A 16,887-nucleotide genomic window follows, 5' to 3' on the forward strand; every position below is an offset into this window, starting at 1 on the left:
GAGAATCCATGGAACAGCACGATCCCTTCGGCTTCGTCGGACTGACGTACGACGACGTGCTGCTCCTGCCGGGGCACACCGACGTCATCCCCAGCGAGGCGGATACCTCGTCGCGGATCACCCGCCGGATCTCGGTCGCCACCCCGCTGCTGTCGAGCGCGATGGACACGGTCACCGAGTCCCGCATGGCGATCGCGATGGCGCGCGAGGGCGGCATCGGCATCCTGCACCGCAACCTCTCGATCGCCGACCAGGCCGCGCACGTCGACCGCGTCAAGCGCAGCGAGTCCGGCATGATCACCGACCCGATCACGACGACGCAGGACGCGACCGTCGAAGAGGTCGACAACCTGTGCGCGAAGTACCGCATCTCCGGGCTGCCGGTGGTCGACGACGAGGGCAAGCTGGTCGGCATCATCACGAACCGCGACATGCGTTTCGTGTCGGGTTTCGAGCGCCAGAGCACCTTCGTGAAAGACGTCATGACGAGCGAGAACCTCGTCACCGCCCCCGTCGGGGTGGCTGCCGGGGAGGTCATCGCGCTCTTCGCGAAGCACCGCGTCGAGAAGCTGCCGCTCATCGATGAAGACGGCAAGCTCGCGGGCCTCATCACCATCAAGGACTTCGACAAGAGCGAGAAGTACCCGCTCGCCACCAAGGACGACCAGGGTCGGCTGCGCGTCGGTGCCGCGATCGGCTTCTTCGGAGACGCGTGGGAGCGTGCCGAGGCGCTGCGCGACGCCGGTGTCGACGTGCTCGTCGTCGACACCGCCAACGGGCAGTCCCAGGGTGTCATCGACCTCGTCCGCCGCCTGAAGGCCGACGCGTCGTTCGAGCACATCGACATCGTCGGCGGCAACGTCGCCACCCGTGAGGGTGCCCAGGCTCTGGTCGACGCGGGCGTCGACGCCGTCAAGGTCGGCGTGGGTCCCGGCTCGATCTGCACCACGCGCGTCGTCGCGGGTGTCGGCGTGCCGCAGGTCACCGCCGTCTACGAGGCTTCTCTCGCCGCCCGTCCCGCCGGCGTGCCCGTGATCGCCGACGGTGGGCTGCAGTACTCCGGCGACATCGCGAAGGCGCTCGTCGCCGGCGCCGACGCCGTCATGCTCGGGTCGCTCCTGGCCGGAACCGACGAGTCCCCGGGTGAGATCGTCTTCCAGTCCGGCAAGCAGTTCAAGCAGTACCGCGGCATGGGCTCGCTGGGAGCGATGCAGACGCGCGGCAAGCAGACCTCGTATTCCAAGGACCGCTACTTCCAGGCCGACGTCCCCAGCGACGACAAGCTGATCCCCGAGGGCATCGAAGGGCAGGTCCCCTACCGCGGCCCGCTCGCCGCCGTCGCCTACCAGCTGGTCGGCGGACTCCGTCAGTCGATGTTCTACGTCGGAGCCCGCACGATCGAAGAGCTCAAGACGCGCGGCAAGTTCGTGCGCATCACCTCTGCGGGACTCAAGGAGTCGCACCCGCACGACGTGCAGATCGTCGTCGAGGCACCGAACTACAAGAAGTAGTCGTCACAGCGAGAGGGGCCGGATGCTGTGCGCATCCGGCCCCTCTCGCTGTGTGTCGTCGGTGCAAGTCAGCCGCATCGGTAGGTGATGCCGTCGACCTCCCACACTCCCGGCCCGAGGTCCGCGCACATGCCGATGAGCGCGGCGAAGGCGGTGAAGAGCACGATCAGGAGGATCACCCAGAAGATCGTGATGAGCGCGCCGACGATGATGCCGGCGATGGCGAAGCCCTTCGGCTGGCCGCTCTTGCCGAGCTTCACGGCGGCGACGATGCTGATGATCAGTCCGACCGGTGCCACCACGAACGCGAGCACGAATCCGACGATCGACAGGACTCGCCCCGGCGGCGCGGAGGTCGGTTGCCCGTAGACCGCGGCGCCGGGCGCCGGATAGTCGGCGGCCGGGGGAGCGGAGTACGCGGCGTCCGCGGGGGCCGGGTGATCGTCTGCGGGGGATCCGACCCCGGTGCCCGGGACTCCGTCCGGTGCGGTGTTCCAGTCCGGCGTGGGGGCCGAGGGGACATGTCCGGTCGTTGCGGGGGCGGCCGCGGCTGGCGGCGGCGGCGGTGTCTCGGGGACCGAGGAATCGGGGTTGGGCTGTTCGGGGAACGGAGGGTTCGTCATGTTCTGTCCTGTCAACGAGGGAACGAGAAACGTGCTGCGGTTCCGATTGCCCCGAGCGTAGCGAGGGCGGTACCGGTCGCACCATCCCCTCCCTGCTGCGGTGCCCGGGCTCCTCTTCCGTCTGTCCGGGACGCGGCGTAGCGTGCCGGTATGTGCCGAAACATCGTCCCGCTGAACAACCTCGAGCCTGCCGCGACCGATGACGAGTGCCACGACGCGGCCCTCCAGTTCGTCCGGAAGATCTCCGGAGCGAACGCGCCGTCGCGTGCCAATCGCGCCGTGTTCGACCGTGCGGTCGCCGAGATCGCACAGGCGACGCGCGCCCTCCTCGACGAGCTCGTCACGACCGCGCCGCCGAAGAACCGCGACGAGGAGGCGGCCAAGCGACGCGCGCGCTCGGCCGACCGCTACGAGGCCATCCGCGTCTTCCAGCAGGAGAAGCGCGCCGCGGCGGCCGGATCCTGAGACAGAGCCCGGCGCAGGAGGGGCACGATCGGCGGGTGCGACGAGGATCGATCTCGTCCATGAACGCATGCGGATGCGCCTCCCTCGGTGCGCGCGGGCCTATGCCAGAATCGACATACCCCGCTCGACTTTCCCAGCGGCCCCGGTGATGAAGGCGCCGAGGTCGCACGGCCGATCCCCATCGGTCAGGGAACCTCCCCAAGGAGAGCCGCACCTATGCCAGAGGATGCTCCTCGCGTACTCGTCGTCGACGACGACTCGGACGTCGCCCTGCTCGTGAAGACCGTGCTCGAGAGGCGGGCCGGCTGCATCGTCGACGTCGCCGACGACGGGAGGGCCGCTGTCGAACGCGTGGCGCAGGTGCGCCCTGACGTCGTCGTCACCGATATCGAGATGCCCGGACTCAACGGGCTCGAGCTTCTCGCCGAGCTCCGTCGCACGGTTCCCACCGTGCCCGTGGTGGTGATGACGGCCCATGTATCGGTGGAGTACGCGGTCTCGGCGCTGCGCGCACAGGCGGACGAGTTCCTCACCAAGCCTCTCGACAACGCCAAGCTCGTCGAGTCGGTCACGCGACTGGTCGAAGAAGGCCGCCGTCGCCGCGACGAAGCACGCCCGAAGGAACGCGTGCTCGCGATCGGCGCCCATCCCGACGACGTCGAGATCGGGGTCGGGGGCCTCCTCGCGGCGCACTCCCGGGCGCAGGACGAGATCACGATCCTCACTCTGTCCCGCGGAGCGCGCGGGGGCGATGCCGAGAGTCGGCAGGACGAGTCGCTGGCTGCTGCGGAGATGCTCGGTGCCCGGCTGTTCCTGAAAGATCTCGTGGACACCGAGATCTCGGGCGGCGGCTCGACGGTTCGCCTCATCGAGGAGGTCGTGCAGGAGATCCAGCCGACGATCGTCTACACGCACTCGAGCAACGACCGCCACCAGGATCACCGTGCCGTGAGCGAGGCCACGATCGTGGCGACCCGCCGAGTGGGAACGGTCGCCTGCTACCAGAGCCCCTCGTCGACGATCGACTTCCGTCCGACCCGGTTCGTGCGGATCGATCAGTATCTCGACGACAAGCTCCGGCTGCTGGAGCGCTTCGGCTCGCAGACGGCGAGCCGCGACTATCTGGCACCCGAGTTCGTCACCGCGACGGCGCGGTACTGGTCGCGGTTCGGGGGCGGTACCGCGGTGGAACCCTTGGAAGTGGTGCGCGAGACGGCCGAGTTCATCGGCGCCCATGAACTCAGCCGACGGGAGAGCTGATGACGAAGCGTGTGCTGGTGACCGGAGCAGGCGGACCGGCCGGAGTCGCCGTGATCCGATCCCTCCTCCGCCGATCCGATCTGACCGTGTTCGCCGCCGACATGGACGGCTGGGCGAGCGGTATCTACCTGGTGCCGGCGGAGCAGCGTCGCCTGGTCCCGCCGGGAAGGGATGACGATTTCGTGCCGGCGATCGCTCGGCTGGTCGAAGCCGATCAGCTCGACCTCGTGATCTCGACGGTCGATGTCGAGCTTATCGCCCTGGCTGACCGGCGGGAGGAACTCGCGCCCGCCGTGCTCGCCGCCCCGTCGGCGGACACGCTGAACACCGCGCTGGACAAGCTCGCGCTCGCCGAACGGTGCGCGCCGACCGGGCTCACCCCCCGCACGGTCCTCGCCGGCTCCGACGCGCAGGCAGTCGACTGGGAGTTCCCGGTCTTCGCCAAGCCGCGTCAGGGCGCCGGCAGCCGCGGCGTGCGCCTCGTGCCCGACCGGGCGGCACTCGAGGCGCTCCCGACGGACGAGGGTCTCATCGTGCAGGACTTCCTTCCGGGGGAGGAGTACTCGGTCGACGTCATCGCGGATGCGGCGGGTCACGTGGTCGCCGCGGTGCCCCGCACCCGCGCGAGGGTCGATTCCGGGGTCGCCATCGCCGGACGTACCGTGCAGGACCCGGAGCTCGAGGACGCGGCGGCAGCGATCGCCCGCGCCATCGGACTCGTCGGCGTCGCGAACGTGCAGCTGCGCCGGGATCGGGCCGGCCGGGCCGTGCTTCTCGAGGTCAACCCGCGCTTCCCCGGCGCACTGCCACTGACGATCGCGGCCGGTGTCGACATCCCGTCACTCGTGGCCGACCTGTTCCTCGGGCGCGAGCTGCCGGTGCGCGTCCCATTCCGCGAGGTCGCGTCGGTTCGCTTCCTGGAGGATGTGATCGTCGAGGTCGACGACGTGCTGGTCTCCGCCCACGCGGGCCATCAGGAGGAGCTGTGAGTCACGCCGTGCTGCGCGGTGACCATCACGTCCACTCGACCTTCTCGGACGATGCGGTGTCGACCCTCGCCGAGAACGTCGAGGCGGCGGCGGCCGCCGGGCTGACCACGCTGCGTCTCGTCGACCATGTGCGCCAGAGCACCACGTGGGTACCGGACTACCTGGCTGCCGTCCGCGAACTGCGGGTGCCCGAGGGACTGACCGTGCTCTCGGGCGTGGAGGCCAAGATCCTCGACGCCGCGGGGTCGCTCGACATCCCGGCTCTTCCGAACGGCATCGACCGGATCCTGATCGCCGATCACCAGTTCCCGGGCGTCGACGGCCCGCTCGGCCCCACAGCCGTGCGCGAACGGATGGCCGCGGGTTGGGCCGCCGATGACGTGCTCGACCAGTTGACCGATGCGCTCATCGCGACGATGCGTCGGCATCCCGGGAATCAGCTCGCCCACTGCTTCTCGATCCTCCCGAAGATCGGCCTGTCCGAGCTCGATCTCGGGCGGGAGCGCACGGAGGCGTGGGCGCGCACGGCGGCCGAGACCGACACTCTCGTCGAGGTCAATGAGAAGTGGGGGTGCCCCGGCGCCGACGCGCTGTCGGCTCTTCTCCGAGCCGGGGGAGAGATCGTCGCCTCCACCGACAGCCACGATGCCGCCGAAGTCGGCCGTTATTCGCGTGTCATCCCCCTGCTCGACGCGGTGGAGGCCTCCTGATGGCCGACCTGACCTGGCTGCAGACCGTGATCGTGGTCGTCCTCCTGCTGTGCGTCCTGGTGGGCACGCTGCCGGTGATCAACACGGGGCTGCAGTTCCTCATGCTGCCGCTCCACGCCTTCCGCAACCACTACGGCAAGGCGGCGCCGTACCATCCGAACGTCGCCGTCATCATCCCGGCGTGGAACGAGGGGGCGGTCATCGGCCCGGCGATCGAGCGGCTGCTCGAGTTGGAGTACCCCGCCGAGCGCTTGCGTGTGTTCGTCGTCGACGACGCGTCCACCGACGACACCCCCGCCATCGTCGCGGCGAAGGCCGATGCCCACCCGGGACGGGTCGTGCATCTGCGCCGCGAGAAGGGCGGCGAGGGCAAGGCGCACACGCTCAACCACGGACTGGACGTGGTGCTCGCCGATGCCTGGACCGAAGCCGTGCTCATCATGGATGCCGACGTGATCTTCGCGCGCGACTCGCTGCGAAAGCTCACCCGGCACCTCGCCGATGAGAAGGTCGGTGCGGTGACCGCCTACATCGCCGAGGGCAGCCGCGACCGGAACTACCTCACCCGGTTCATCGCGATCGAGTACGTGATCGGCCAGCTCTCCGCCCGCCGGGTGCAGAACGTGGGCGGTGCGATCGCCTGTCTCGCCGGCGGCGCTCAACTGCATTCGAGGGCCAACCTCGAGGCGATCGGCGGGCGGATCCCGACGGGGACTCTCGCTGAAGACACGATGACGACGTTCGAAGGACAGCTCAAGGGTCGCCGGATGGTCTTCGAGCCGCATGCCGTCGTGCTGGCCGAGGAGCCCCGGACGATCGACAGCCTCTGGAAGCAGCGACTGCGCTGGGCCCGTGGCAACGTGCAGCTCACCTCGATCTACCGCAAGCTGTGGTTCCGCCCGAGCCGGGAGCACAACCTGGGCAGCTTCTCGTTCGGGCTGGCCTGGTTCACCATCCTGCTGCTCCCCGCGTTCATGCTGCTCGCGGCGGCGGGAATGCTCGCCCTGCTCTTCCTGCACAGCGACATCGCGGAGTTCGTCTTCCGCTTCATGTGGATCTCGGCGGCCTGCATCTACCTGTTCTCGATGCTGTACTCGGTGCAGCTCGATCCGCGGACGGGCCGACACTCCTGGCGAGAGGCGATCATGTTCCCGGGGTTGGGTGCGCTCATCCTGATGGCGATCGCCCTGTTCCCCTGGGCGTTCGAGTCCCTCCTCGCCGCTGTGGGGCTGGGCCTCACGGATCAGTCCCGCATCGTCTGGGCCGTCGTGTTCTACCTGTGGGGTCCGATCTCGATGCTCGGGATCTGGCTGGCGCGCGCGGTGGAACCGCTTCCCGGCGGGCGATTCTTCGCAGGGCTCCTGCTCTACGTCTGCGGCTACGGCTCCCTGCTGTGCGCCATCACCGTGGATTCCTACATCAAAGAGTGGCGTCGCGCAGACGCCTCCTGGATCAAGACCGAGAAGATCGGACGCGTCGACTCATGACCGCTGCACCGTCACCCGAAGCCGAGCGGGAGGAGATCGTCGCGGATGCCCGACGCGAGCGACGACTGATCCCGCAGGCGGCCATCGCGCTCGCTGTCGTCATCGTCGTGGTCGTCGTGCGAGAGCTGTTCCTTCGATGACCGGGAGGCCGTTGGCCCTCGTCGTCGAGGACGCCCCCGATCAGGCGGCGCTGCTGCGCCGCTACCTCGACCGCGAGGGCTTCGACGTCTTCATCGCGCATGACGCCGAGTCGGCGATCGCGGCGTTCCCCGACATCGATCCTGTTGTCGCCGTGCTCGATCTGCTGCTTCCGGGGATCTCCGGCCAGGCATGCGCACGCCTGGTGCAGGAGCACTTCCCCGACTGCTTCCTGGTGATCAGCTCGGTGCTCGACGCCGCCGACTATCCGCCCGCGGATGCCGCACTGCCCAAGCCGATCACGGGTGCGGACCTGCATCGCATCGTGGCGCAGGTGAAGAGGTGAGGGCGACGGCCATCGACCGGGCCGAGAGCCGGTGGTACCGGATGTTCGACAACCCCAGTCCACTGGTCAAGCAGCTGCCGTCCGCCGCTGCCATCGTGATCGCGGCACTCCTCTCGTGGGGGAACGCGGACCTGCCGTTCACACATCTCGGCGTCGCCCTCCTGGGTCTCGGACTGGTCCTCGCCGCGACGGCGCAAGCCGTGGTGCTGAGCGCCCGCCATGTCTACGACGGCTGGGTCGTGCTGCTGGTCCCGATGATCGACATCATCGGGTTCGGGCTGTTCCGGGCCGGCACCGGCGGCGCCTCGTCGATCTTCGGCTCGCTGGTCATCCTCCCCGTGGTCTGGATCGCGGCGGCCCCGGGCATCCGCTGGGTCTTCGTCGTCGGTGGACTCACCTCGATCGCTCTGCTCATGCCGTATTTCGTCGACCCGCCGTCGACCTCGGTGGAATGGTTGCGCGGGGTCGTCGGTCCGTTGGTGTTCTCCGCGGTCGCCGCGGTCGTGAACGAACTGTCCCGACAGCAGCGCATGCGCGTGGAGCAGGCGGAGGAACTCGTCGTCGAGCGCACCAAGGCGCTGTCGGAGAACGTGGCGATGATCGTGCAGCTGCGCGATAAGGAGCGTCAGTACCGGGAACTGCTGGACTCCTTCGAGAGTCTGTGGTCGTCGATCACGGCGCAGGCGGTGATCGCGACGGACTGCAGCGGGAAGATCACCGCGTGGAACCCCGGAGCCGAGCGTCTGCTGGGGCTCTCGGCGGAGGAGGCGCGCGACGACGTGCGCATCGACCGGTTCTTCTCGACGGCGGTCCTGTCGATGCTGGCCGCCGACAACGCCGACCGCCCGCAGATGGGGCACGGGCTTCCACCCGGTCATGCGGATCTCTCGCCCGGAATCCAGGCGCTGTTCGCTCAGGCCGACGCCGGGCTCCCGGTCGACGGAGACATCGAGGTGACGACGGCGGGCGGCACGACGGTTCCCGCCCGGGTCACCGTCACCCCGCACAAGGACGGCGCCGGCGCGCAGCAGGGGTATCTGTTCGTCCTCACCGACGAGACCAGAGCGGTCGAGGTCGCACGCATGAAGGACGAGTTCGTCGGGATGATCTCCCACGAGCTCCGCACGCCGCTGAGCGCGATCATCGGTTTCCTCGATCTGCTGCAGAACGACCCCGGACAGCCGCTGACCGAGGACCAGCAGGAGTTCGTCGGCATCATCGAGCGCAACGCCAAGCGCCTGCTCAATCTCGTCGGCGACCTGCTGTTCACCGCCCAAGTCGAATCCGGGCGGTTCCCGCTCGAGCGTGACGAGGCCGACGTCGTCGAACTGGTGCGATCGGCTGTCGTCTCCGCAGGACCGCACGCGCAGCGCGAGGGCATCTCGATCGAAGCCGAGGTGGGGGCCGACGCGATCCCCCTCCTGATCGACTCCGGACGGATCGGTCAGGCGCTCGACAACCTGCTCTCCAACGCGATCAAGTTCACCCCGCGTGGCGGGCGCGTCAGTGCCCGCGTCCGGCTGGTCGACGGGGGAGTGGAGCTCGCCGTTCAGGACACGGGTGTCGGGATCCCGGAAGACGAGCAGGGGATGCTGTTCACCCGTTTCTTCCGTGCCTCGACCGCGACGCGCAACGCCGTGCCGGGTGTCGGCCTCGGTCTCACGATCACGCGGGCGATCGTGCTGGCCCACGGCGGGAGCATGGACGTGACCAGCCAGGAGGGCGTGGGCACCGAGTTCCGCTTCGTCCTGCCGTCCGCACCCCGCACCGAGGCGTTGACGAGTCTGGGCCGCGCGGACTGACCTCCCACCGCCTATTCGCGGGTGGTACCGTGGATTCATGGATACCACGTTCGTCGCACCGATGGGTGATCGCGGCCGTCTGGTCGTCCCCGCGGAGCTCCGCACCCGCCAGCATTGGGAGCAGGGCGTCCCGCTGTTGATGATCGAGACGGCGGGTGGGGTCATCCTCGTCACGCGCGAGCAGGCGAAGGCGCTCGTCAGGTCGCAGCTCGAAGGCAAGGACGCTCTGGAATCACTCCTCGCCGAACGCCGGGCGGCCGCGAACTCCGAGGACGCCGCTGCGTGATCGTTCTGGATGCGTCCGCACTCCTCGCATTCCTGCAGGGTGAACCCGGGGCTGATCGCGTCGAGGAGGTTCTCGACGAAGCCGTGGTCGGGGCGGCGAACTGGTCCGAGGTCGCCCAGAAGGTGCGGGCCTCCGGTGCCGACTGGGGCGTGGCATCCGGACTGCTGCTCAGCTATCGACTGCGCGTCGAGCCGGTGTCGCACCGTGACGCCGAGGAGGCAGCCCGCCTGTGGAAGCGCGGGAGTGGACTCTCGCTCGGCGATCGGCTGTGCCTCGCGGTGGCGGCCCGCCTCGACGCGGTCGCGCTCACGGCAGATCGCGCCTGGGGGGAGTCCGAACGCGTCGAGCAGCTTCGGCATTGACCTGACGGGAGCGCCCGCGCCTGATAGCCTGATCGGCTCGGCATGCGCGGGCGGAAGGACGGCCACGCACCGTGGGCTACATCGATGTCTCCAGTGTCTCTCTGACGCTCCCCGACGGCAGACCGCTTCTCGACGAGGCGACCTTCCGCGTCGGCGCAGGCTCCACCAGTGCCTTGATCGGCCCGAACGGGGCGGGCAAGACCACTCTGCTGCGCATCATCCGCGGTGACCAGTCCGCGGATGACGGTGTCGTCACGATCGACGGCGGTCTCGGCGTCATGGACCAGTTCGTCGGACACGGCGAGGCAGGCGAGACCGTGCACCAGCTGCTGGTGCGGGTCGCTCCCCGGCGCATCCGCGCGGCGGCCGAAGCCCTGGAGGCGGCAGAGAACGCGCTGATCGAACGCGACGAGCACGAAACGCAGATGGCGTACGCGTCGGCGATCGCCGAGTATGCGGATGCCGGCGGGTACGAGCACGAGACCGTCTGGGATCAGTGCACGGTGGCCGCGCTCGGTGTCCCGTTCGAGCGGGCGCGTTACCGCGAGCTCACCACGCTCTCCGGCGGCGAGCAGAAGCGGCTCGCGCTCGAAGCCCTGCTGCGCGGACCCGACGAGGTGCTGTTGCTCGACGAACCGGACAACTACCTCGATGTACCGACCAAGCGGTGGTTGGAGGAGCAGCTGCGTCAGACGCCGAAGACCGTGCTGCTGGTGTCGCACGATCGTGAGCTGCTCGCGCGCGCCGTCGACCGGCTGATCACGCTCGAGCCGGGCGGCGCCGGTGCCACGGCGTGGGTGCACGGCGGTGGCTTCTCGACGTATCAGCAGGCGCGGACCGACCGGATGGATCGGCTCGACGAGCTGCGTCGGCGCTGGGACGAGCAGCACGAGAAGCTGCGCACTCTCGTCGCGAACCTCAAGGTCAAGGCCTCGGCGAACGACGGCTTCGCTTCGCGCTATCAGGCGGCGCAGACCCGCCTGCGCAAGTTCGAGGAGGCGGGTCCGCCCGAGGAGCGCCCGCCGGCGCAGGACTTCGACATGCGCCTGCGCGGCGCACGCACCGGCAAGCGGGCCGTGGTCGCGCAGCGTCTCGAGCTGACGGGGCTCATGCGTCCCTTCGATGCAGAGGTCTGGTATGGCGACCGGGTCGCGGTGCTCGGATCCAACGGATCAGGCAAGTCGCACTTCCTGCGGCTGCTGGCTCGCGGCGGCAGCGACCCTGATGCGACTCTCGGTCATGTCACATCGAGCGGGGAGCAGCTGGGCGCGGTGGAGCACACCGGCACGGTGACGCTCGGTGCCCGCGTCGTGCCCGGGCTGTTCGCCCAGACGCATGCGCATCCGGAGTTCGTCGGGCGCACGCTCCTGGAGATCCTGCATCGGGGCGACGACCGCCGCGCCGGGATGCCGAGGGACGCCGCGAGTTCGGCGCTCGACCGGTACGGACTCGTGCGGCAGGCGCAGCAGACGTTCGACTCGCTCTCAGGCGGGCAGCAGGCGCGTTTCCAAGTGCTGCTGCTCGAGCTCTCCGGGGCGACGCTGCTGTTGCTGGACGAACCGACCGACAACCTCGACCTGGAGTCGGCGGAGGCGCTGGAGCAGGCGCTCGCGCGATTCGAGGGGACCGTGTTGGCCGTGACGCACGACCGGTGGTTCGCCAGGTCGTTCGATCGTTTCCTGGTCTTCGGGACGGACGGCGAGGTCTATGAGTCGGACGAGCCCGTGTGGGATGAGAAGCGGGTGGCCCGCGCACGGTGAGGGGTGGGACCACGCCGACGCGGACCCACCTGTAAAAGGTGAAACAATACCGATATGACAGATCTCGGGGACACTCACTCATGCGGCTCCGAGGCGGCTGCCTTCGTGCATCGCAGCGGCCTGGTCGACCGGCCTCGACTGCGGAAGATGTTCGACGCCTTCGAGCAGGGGTTCCGCATCGTGGGCATCTGGGCGCCTGCGGGCTCGGGAAAGTCCACTCTTCTCGAGCAGTGGACGGCGACGCTCGACGGCGCGGTGTGCGTCGCGGACGCCGGCGTCGAGGAACAGGTCCTCGACGCCATCGCGCGGAGCAGGGAATCGGGGGATCCCCGGGTCTACCTCGTCATCGACCAGCTGGATCGCGGGTCGTCGCGCGTGATGAACGCCATCGCGTCCGCGATCGACAGCGGCGACGCGCGCCTTCGGGTGGTCCTGGCCGGACGATTCGATGCGCTTCCCGCGTCGCCCGCGAGATGGGCGCGGACGCGCGAGATATCCGGAGCAGATCTCGCGTTCACCACCGAGGAGGCCGCCACACTGTTCGCCGGCGCGACGGATCCGGCCGGGAACACGCTGCGGGGACTCCTCGTACGCACCGGGGGGTGGGTGACGGCGCTCGTGTTCGCGCGCCGACTGCTGGAGACCGGCGACCGTGCGGCGATGGAACGCTTCGACGGCGACAGCCGCCCCGTCGCGGACTACCTCGTCACCGAGGTGCTGGCCCCGCTCACGTCCGCGCAGGAAGAGGTTCTGGTCTGGTCGGCTGTTGCGACGACCGTGTCGGCAGCGCTCGCGGTCGAGGTCACGGGGATCCCCGATGCTGGCCGTGTGCTCGACCGACTCGCGCGGATCACCATGCTCGTGGTGCGCACGACGGACGATTCCTTCCGTTTCCACCCGATCCTCTGGGCGTTCCTCGCAGCGGAGCAGCGTCGCCGGGACCTCCCACGCGCGAACAGCGCGCATGCCACGGCGGCCGAGTGGTTCTCGGCGAGAGGAGACCTGCGCCGTGCCCTCGATCAGGCTGTCCGCGCCTCCGACTCGACCGCTCTCGCCGCTTTCCTCGACCAACATGGCTACGAGCTGATCTTCCGCGGCGAGTCAGGTTCCGTGATGCGCGCCGTTCGCGCGGTCGCGCTGAAGGATCGCGAGCGGCTGGAGGCGGATATGGCCCTCCTCCTCGCGGTTCCGCACTTCGACGACCGCCGCGGCGCGGCGCAGCTGCTGCGTGTGCGCAGTCGCGCCACGCAGAGAAGGCCTCCGAGCGTGGTGGACGAGATCGTGGACGCTCTCTGGGCCCACGCGAACCGGCGGCAGGGCGGGACCCGCGACGTGGCGCCGTTGCCCGTCGCCGCACGCGTCTCGCGCGGAACCGCGCTCCTGCTCGAGTACGCGCAGGTGTGGACCGCGGGCGCGAGCGACGGCGAGATGGAGGAGAACAGGAGCGCGGCGCTCGTGCATCTCGGCTCGCCGACTGCAGACACCTCGGAACTGCGGTGGCTGCGGATGCTGATCCTGGAGAGTGCGCTGTCGATCCTCTCCCGGGCGCCGAGTCGAGTCGGCATGGAGCCCGTCCTCCTCCAGATCGAACGAAACCCGCTCAGCGGTGCCGACGAACGCGACGACGTGGCAGCGCGGGTCGTGTGCCTCCAGGCGACGCAGGCATACCATCGGGCCGATCCTCTCGCGGTGAGCGTACTGCGACGCTGGAGCCCTCGCGCCGGCGCGCGCGTCGATCATCTGACGCAGACGCTCCTCGCGCTCGACGAACTCACTCGCCGCGGTGGCACCGACGCGCTCGCGCACGTTGCAGCTCTGATCGAGAACGATCTCGCCGACTCGGTCTCCAGCCTCGCCTACGCCGTCATTCCCGCCATGGGCTCCGCCGTCCGTCAGGGCGACGGCCCCCTGGCCGACCGGCTGCTGGCGCGCAGCCGACGCGTCCTCGGCGAGTACAGCATCGAAACGGCGACCGCCGCGTTCCTCCGTCATCCGAATCGGGAGGGCGATCACGCCCTCCGGGAGGCGCTGGCACACGGTGCCCCGCGGTCCGCTCCGCTGACTCTCGCCTCCGCATGGGTGGCGCTCGCCGTGCACGCGGAGCGGCAGCGCCGCGACGCGTCCGCGACAGCGGCGATCCTGAACGCGCTGATGTGTGCGGCACCGCTGCGGGCGGTGCGGCCGTTCCTCCAGGAAGGGCAGGAACCGGCCGCCGTGCTGCGTGCACGCATCGAGCGGCTCGGCGCCTGGCGGCCGATGGCGGAGGCGATCCTCGCCCATCCGGACCTGGCGATGTCGGAGGAGACCGCACCCGTCGAGATCGCCAAGCTGACGGCGCGGGAACACGAGCTGCTGCGTGAGCTTCCCGCGTATCAGAGCATCGCCGAGATCGCAGGACGTCGGTACGTCAGCGCCAATACCGTCAAGTCCCAGCTGCGCAGCATCTACAGCAAGCTGCAGGTCAACGGACGCGCCGAGGCGGTCGAGGCCGCTCGACGCGTGGGTCTCCTCTGATCTCACCGATCGGGAAGGGGCTCGCCGCCATGAGAGACCACGAGCCCCTTCTTCGCATCTCGTCAGCCCGCGAGTACGCGCGTCTTGATCTGCTCGTACTCCGCAGCGTTGATCGTGCCGCCATCGAGGAGGGCTTTCGCCTTCGCGATCTCGTCGCTCGGGCTGCTGCCGGCGACCGACCTGACATAGTCGGCGGCTGCTGCTTGCGTCGCCTGCGCGTCACGAGCGCCACGCTCTGCCATTCCTCCTCCACGGGCGATCAGGTAGATCAGGGCGGTAAGGAACGGAACGAAGACCAGGAAGATCAGCCAGGCCGCCTTCGCCCATCCGTTCAGCTTGTGATCGCGGAACAGGTCCGTGATGATCGCGAACAGCGCGAACAGGTACGCGAACAGGACGAACACCGCCAGGAACCACCAGACGATGTCCCAGAAACCGGCCCAAAGGGTCATGAAGTCACCTCTCATAGAGAACGGGACCCACTCGGATCCCGCAGTTTCAGACTCGCTCCAGCCGACGAGGAGCGTCATCCCCTCATCGGGGTGAAAGGCGGCAGGCCCGTTTCCCGATGCCATCGAGGACCTTCGCCGTTCCGCACTGTCGCGAGCTCTGCCCGAGGCGACGGCCCCGCCCGGGTAGGCTGGTCGGGTGACCATGGAGATCGAGCTCGGCCGAGGAAAGCGCGCACGTCGCGCGTACACGTTCGATGACATCGCGGTGGTGCCTTCCCGGCGCACGCGCAACCCGGAGGATGTGTCCACCGCCTGGACCATCGACGCCTTCGGTTTCGGCATCCCGGTGCTCGGCGCGCCCATGGATTCGGTCGTCAGCCCGCAGACGGCGATCATGCTGGGCCAGCTGGGCGGACTGGGTGTGCTCGACCTCGAGGGACTGTGGACTCGGTACGAGAACCCGGAGCCGCTACTCGCCGAGATCGCCGGCCTCGACGAGGGCACGGCCACGGTCCGCATGCAGGAGCTGTACGCCGAGCCGATCAAACCCGAGCTCATCACGAGCCGCCTCGCTGAGATCCGCGAGGCCGGCGTCACGGTGGCGGGATCACTGACGCCGCAGCGCACCCAGGAGTTCTATGACACCGTGGCCCGCGCCGGCGTCGACCTGTTCGTCATCCGCGGCACCACGGTCTCGGCCGAGCACGTGTCGAGCGTCGCCGAGCCGCTGAACCTCAAGAAGTTCATCTACGACCTCGATGTCCCCGTCATCGTCGGCGGGGCCGCCACCTACACCGCGGCCCTGCACCTCATGCGCACCGGAGCAGCCGGAGTGCTCGTCGGCTTCGGCGGGGGAGCAGCGTCCACGACGCGCGCGACCCTCGGCATCCACGCGCCGATGGCGACCGCGGTGTCCGACGTCGCCGCCGCGCGACGCGACTACCTCGACGAGTCCGGTGGCCGCTACGTGCACGTGATCGCCGACGGCGGTGTGGGCACCTCCGGCGACATCGTCAAGGCGCTCGCCATGGGTGCGGATGCGGTCATGCTCGGCGTCGCGCTGGCTCGTGCCACCGACGCCCCCGGCCGCGGATTCCACTGGGGCCCGGAAGCCCACCACCCGAAGCTCCCGCGCGGCCGTCGGGTAGAGGTCGGCGGGATCGGCACGCTCGAGGAGATCCTCTACGGTCCCGCTCCGGTCGCCGACGGCACCGCGAACCTGATCGGCGCGCTGCGCAAGTCGATGGCGACCACCGGGTACTCCGACCTCAAGGAGTTCCAGCGGGTCGAGGTCGTGCTCGCACCGTACGAGGCCTGAGGTTCAGCGCACCACCGTGACCACGCCCGCACTGTTCCCCCCGACCCTTCGTGAGGTCATGCTCCGGGGACGCTGGATCGGCATGCTGCTGCTGTGCCTCCTCGTCGCCGGCGTGTTCGCCTGGCTCGGGCAGTGGCAGCTCGAGCGTGCGATCGAGACGGATCCGCCCGAGCCCGGTGCGACCGAGCAGGTGCAGCAGCTCACCGAGGTCCTCGAGCCGGGGGAGTACCTCCCCGAGCCGCTGGTGGGACAGCGTGTGGAGACGTCCGGGGCCTGGGTCCCCGAGGACTTCATCGTCGTGTCGAGCCGGTTCAACGACGACGTCGAGGGTTATTGGGTTACCGGTCAGCTGCGCGTCGACGAACGGACATCGATCGCGGTCGCGATCGGATGGGCTCCGGATCGCGCGGCGGCCGATGCGGCAGTGAACGAACTCGAGGCCAGTGCCGACGGATCGGTCGTCGAGATCTCGGGGCGCATCATCTCCGACGAGGGCCCCACGGTTCCCCCGCACTCCGATCCGGAGCGGTTGGATCGGATGTCGCCGGCTGCTCTCCTCAGCCGCTGGCACGACATCGAGCAGCTCGACGTCTACCGCCCCTACCTCGCCTCGACGTCGGCGACGGCGGGACTCGTCGACATCTCCTCTCCTGCGCCCGATGAGATGTCGCCGGTGAACTGGCTCAACGTCTTCTATGCGGTGGAGTGGGCCATCTTCGCGGGCTTCGCGTTCTACCTCTGGTACCGCCTGGCGAAGGATGCCTGGGAGCGCGAGGTCGAGGAGTTCGAAGACGCGGCTGCGGCGAAGACAGCCTGATCATCGCGCGCATCCGCGCGCGAATCGATGCGCAATTGCGTGCCGTC

The 16,887-nt window shown here is 69.1% G+C and carries 17 protein-coding genes; 15 read left to right on the forward strand and 2 right to left on the reverse strand.

Annotation, left to right across the window (positions count from 1 at the left end):
- Positions 1–8 precede the first annotated feature (8 nt).
- Positions 9–1,511 carry an IMP dehydrogenase gene (gene guaB, locus ACFC14_RS10425; RefSeq protein ID WP_376103855.1) on the forward strand — a complete coding sequence of 501 codons (1,503 nt, stop codon included), beginning with the start codon at positions 9–11 and terminating at the stop codon, positions 1,509–1,511.
- A 68-nt stretch (positions 1,512–1,579) separates the two neighbouring features.
- Here the strand turns inward: guaB and ACFC14_RS10430 are convergent, their stop codons facing one another.
- Complete coding sequence (locus tag ACFC14_RS10430; RefSeq protein ID WP_376103857.1) at positions 1,580–2,134, reverse strand: DUF4190 domain-containing protein; 555 nt, start codon at positions 2,132–2,134, stop codon at positions 1,580–1,582.
- 150 nt (positions 2,135–2,284) lie between these two features.
- On the opposite strand from ACFC14_RS10430, the gene ACFC14_RS10435 reads away from it, so the two are divergent.
- The 12 genes from ACFC14_RS10435 (at position 2,285) to ACFC14_RS10490 (ending at position 14,253) form a co-directional block, all read left to right on the forward strand.
- Entirely contained in the window at positions 2,285–2,599 is a 315-nt protein-coding gene (locus ACFC14_RS10435) for a DUF2277 domain-containing protein (RefSeq protein WP_376103860.1), read from the forward strand.
- A 216-nt stretch (positions 2,600–2,815) separates the two neighbouring features.
- Positions 2,816–3,859: a response regulator gene (locus tag ACFC14_RS10440; RefSeq protein WP_376103863.1), complete on the forward strand. Its 1,044-nt coding sequence runs from the start codon at positions 2,816–2,818 to the stop codon at positions 3,857–3,859.
- A complete protein-coding gene (locus ACFC14_RS10445) occupies positions 3,859–4,848 on the forward strand; it encodes an ATP-grasp domain-containing protein (RefSeq protein ID WP_376103866.1) in 990 nt (329 codons plus the stop codon). Before ACFC14_RS10440 ends, ACFC14_RS10445 begins: the two co-directional genes overlap by 1 nt.
- Positions 4,845–5,558, forward strand: a complete 714-nt coding sequence (locus ACFC14_RS10450) for a PHP domain-containing protein (RefSeq protein ID WP_376103869.1) — start codon at positions 4,845–4,847, stop codon at positions 5,556–5,558. The genes ACFC14_RS10445 and ACFC14_RS10450 overlap by 4 nt, the downstream gene beginning before the upstream one ends.
- Complete coding sequence (locus tag ACFC14_RS10455; RefSeq protein ID WP_376103871.1) at positions 5,558–7,045, forward strand: glycosyltransferase; 1,488 nt, start codon at positions 5,558–5,560, stop codon at positions 7,043–7,045. The genes ACFC14_RS10450 and ACFC14_RS10455 overlap by 1 nt, the downstream gene beginning before the upstream one ends.
- The gene (locus tag ACFC14_RS10460) at positions 7,042–7,185 is read left to right on the forward strand and encodes a hypothetical protein (protein WP_376103874.1); all 144 of its coding nucleotides are present in this window, start codon (positions 7,042–7,044) and stop codon (positions 7,183–7,185) included. Before ACFC14_RS10455 ends, ACFC14_RS10460 begins: the two co-directional genes overlap by 4 nt.
- On the forward strand, positions 7,182–7,529 hold the full coding sequence (locus ACFC14_RS10465) for a response regulator (RefSeq protein ID WP_376103877.1): 348 nt from the start codon (positions 7,182–7,184) through the stop codon (positions 7,527–7,529). Before ACFC14_RS10460 ends, ACFC14_RS10465 begins: the two co-directional genes overlap by 4 nt.
- Positions 7,526–9,331 (forward strand): sensor histidine kinase, encoded by a 1,806-nt coding sequence (locus ACFC14_RS10470; protein WP_376103880.1) that lies wholly within the window; start codon positions 7,526–7,528, stop codon positions 9,329–9,331. The genes ACFC14_RS10465 and ACFC14_RS10470 overlap by 4 nt, the downstream gene beginning before the upstream one ends.
- A gap of 37 nt (positions 9,332–9,368) precedes the next feature.
- Positions 9,369–9,617: an AbrB/MazE/SpoVT family DNA-binding domain-containing protein gene (locus tag ACFC14_RS10475; RefSeq protein WP_136042760.1), complete on the forward strand. Its 249-nt coding sequence runs from the start codon at positions 9,369–9,371 to the stop codon at positions 9,615–9,617.
- Positions 9,614–9,979: a type II toxin-antitoxin system VapC family toxin gene (locus ACFC14_RS10480; protein ID WP_376103884.1), complete on the forward strand. Its 366-nt coding sequence runs from the start codon at positions 9,614–9,616 to the stop codon at positions 9,977–9,979. Before ACFC14_RS10475 ends, ACFC14_RS10480 begins: the two co-directional genes overlap by 4 nt.
- Positions 9,980–10,050: 71 nt before the next feature.
- Positions 10,051–11,739 (forward strand): ABC-F family ATP-binding cassette domain-containing protein, encoded by a 1,689-nt coding sequence (locus tag ACFC14_RS10485; RefSeq protein WP_376103887.1) that lies wholly within the window; start codon positions 10,051–10,053, stop codon positions 11,737–11,739.
- A 54-nt stretch (positions 11,740–11,793) separates the two neighbouring features.
- The gene (locus ACFC14_RS10490) at positions 11,794–14,253 is read left to right on the forward strand and encodes a LuxR C-terminal-related transcriptional regulator (RefSeq protein ID WP_376103890.1); all 2,460 of its coding nucleotides are present in this window, start codon (positions 11,794–11,796) and stop codon (positions 14,251–14,253) included.
- Between the two features lie 62 nt (positions 14,254–14,315).
- Here the strand turns inward: ACFC14_RS10490 and ACFC14_RS10495 are convergent, their stop codons facing one another.
- Complete coding sequence (locus ACFC14_RS10495; protein ID WP_376103893.1) at positions 14,316–14,705, reverse strand: PLDc N-terminal domain-containing protein; 390 nt, start codon at positions 14,703–14,705, stop codon at positions 14,316–14,318.
- Positions 14,706–14,907: 202 nt separating this feature from the next.
- On the opposite strand from ACFC14_RS10495, the gene ACFC14_RS10500 reads away from it, so the two are divergent.
- Both ACFC14_RS10500 and ACFC14_RS10505 read left to right on the forward strand, forming a co-directional pair.
- A complete protein-coding gene (locus tag ACFC14_RS10500; RefSeq protein WP_136042865.1) occupies positions 14,908–16,023 on the forward strand; it encodes a GuaB3 family IMP dehydrogenase-related protein in 1,116 nt (371 codons plus the stop codon).
- A gap of 58 nt (positions 16,024–16,081) precedes the next feature.
- On the forward strand, positions 16,082–16,840 hold the full coding sequence (locus tag ACFC14_RS10505; RefSeq protein WP_376107160.1) for an SURF1 family protein: 759 nt from the start codon (positions 16,082–16,084) through the stop codon (positions 16,838–16,840).
- Positions 16,841–16,887: the final 47 nt, after the last annotated feature.

Origin of the sequence: Microbacterium sp. NPDC055988, from assembly GCF_042269505.1 — a bacterium.
Lineage (GTDB): Bacteria > Actinomycetota > Actinomycetes > Actinomycetales > Microbacteriaceae > Microbacterium.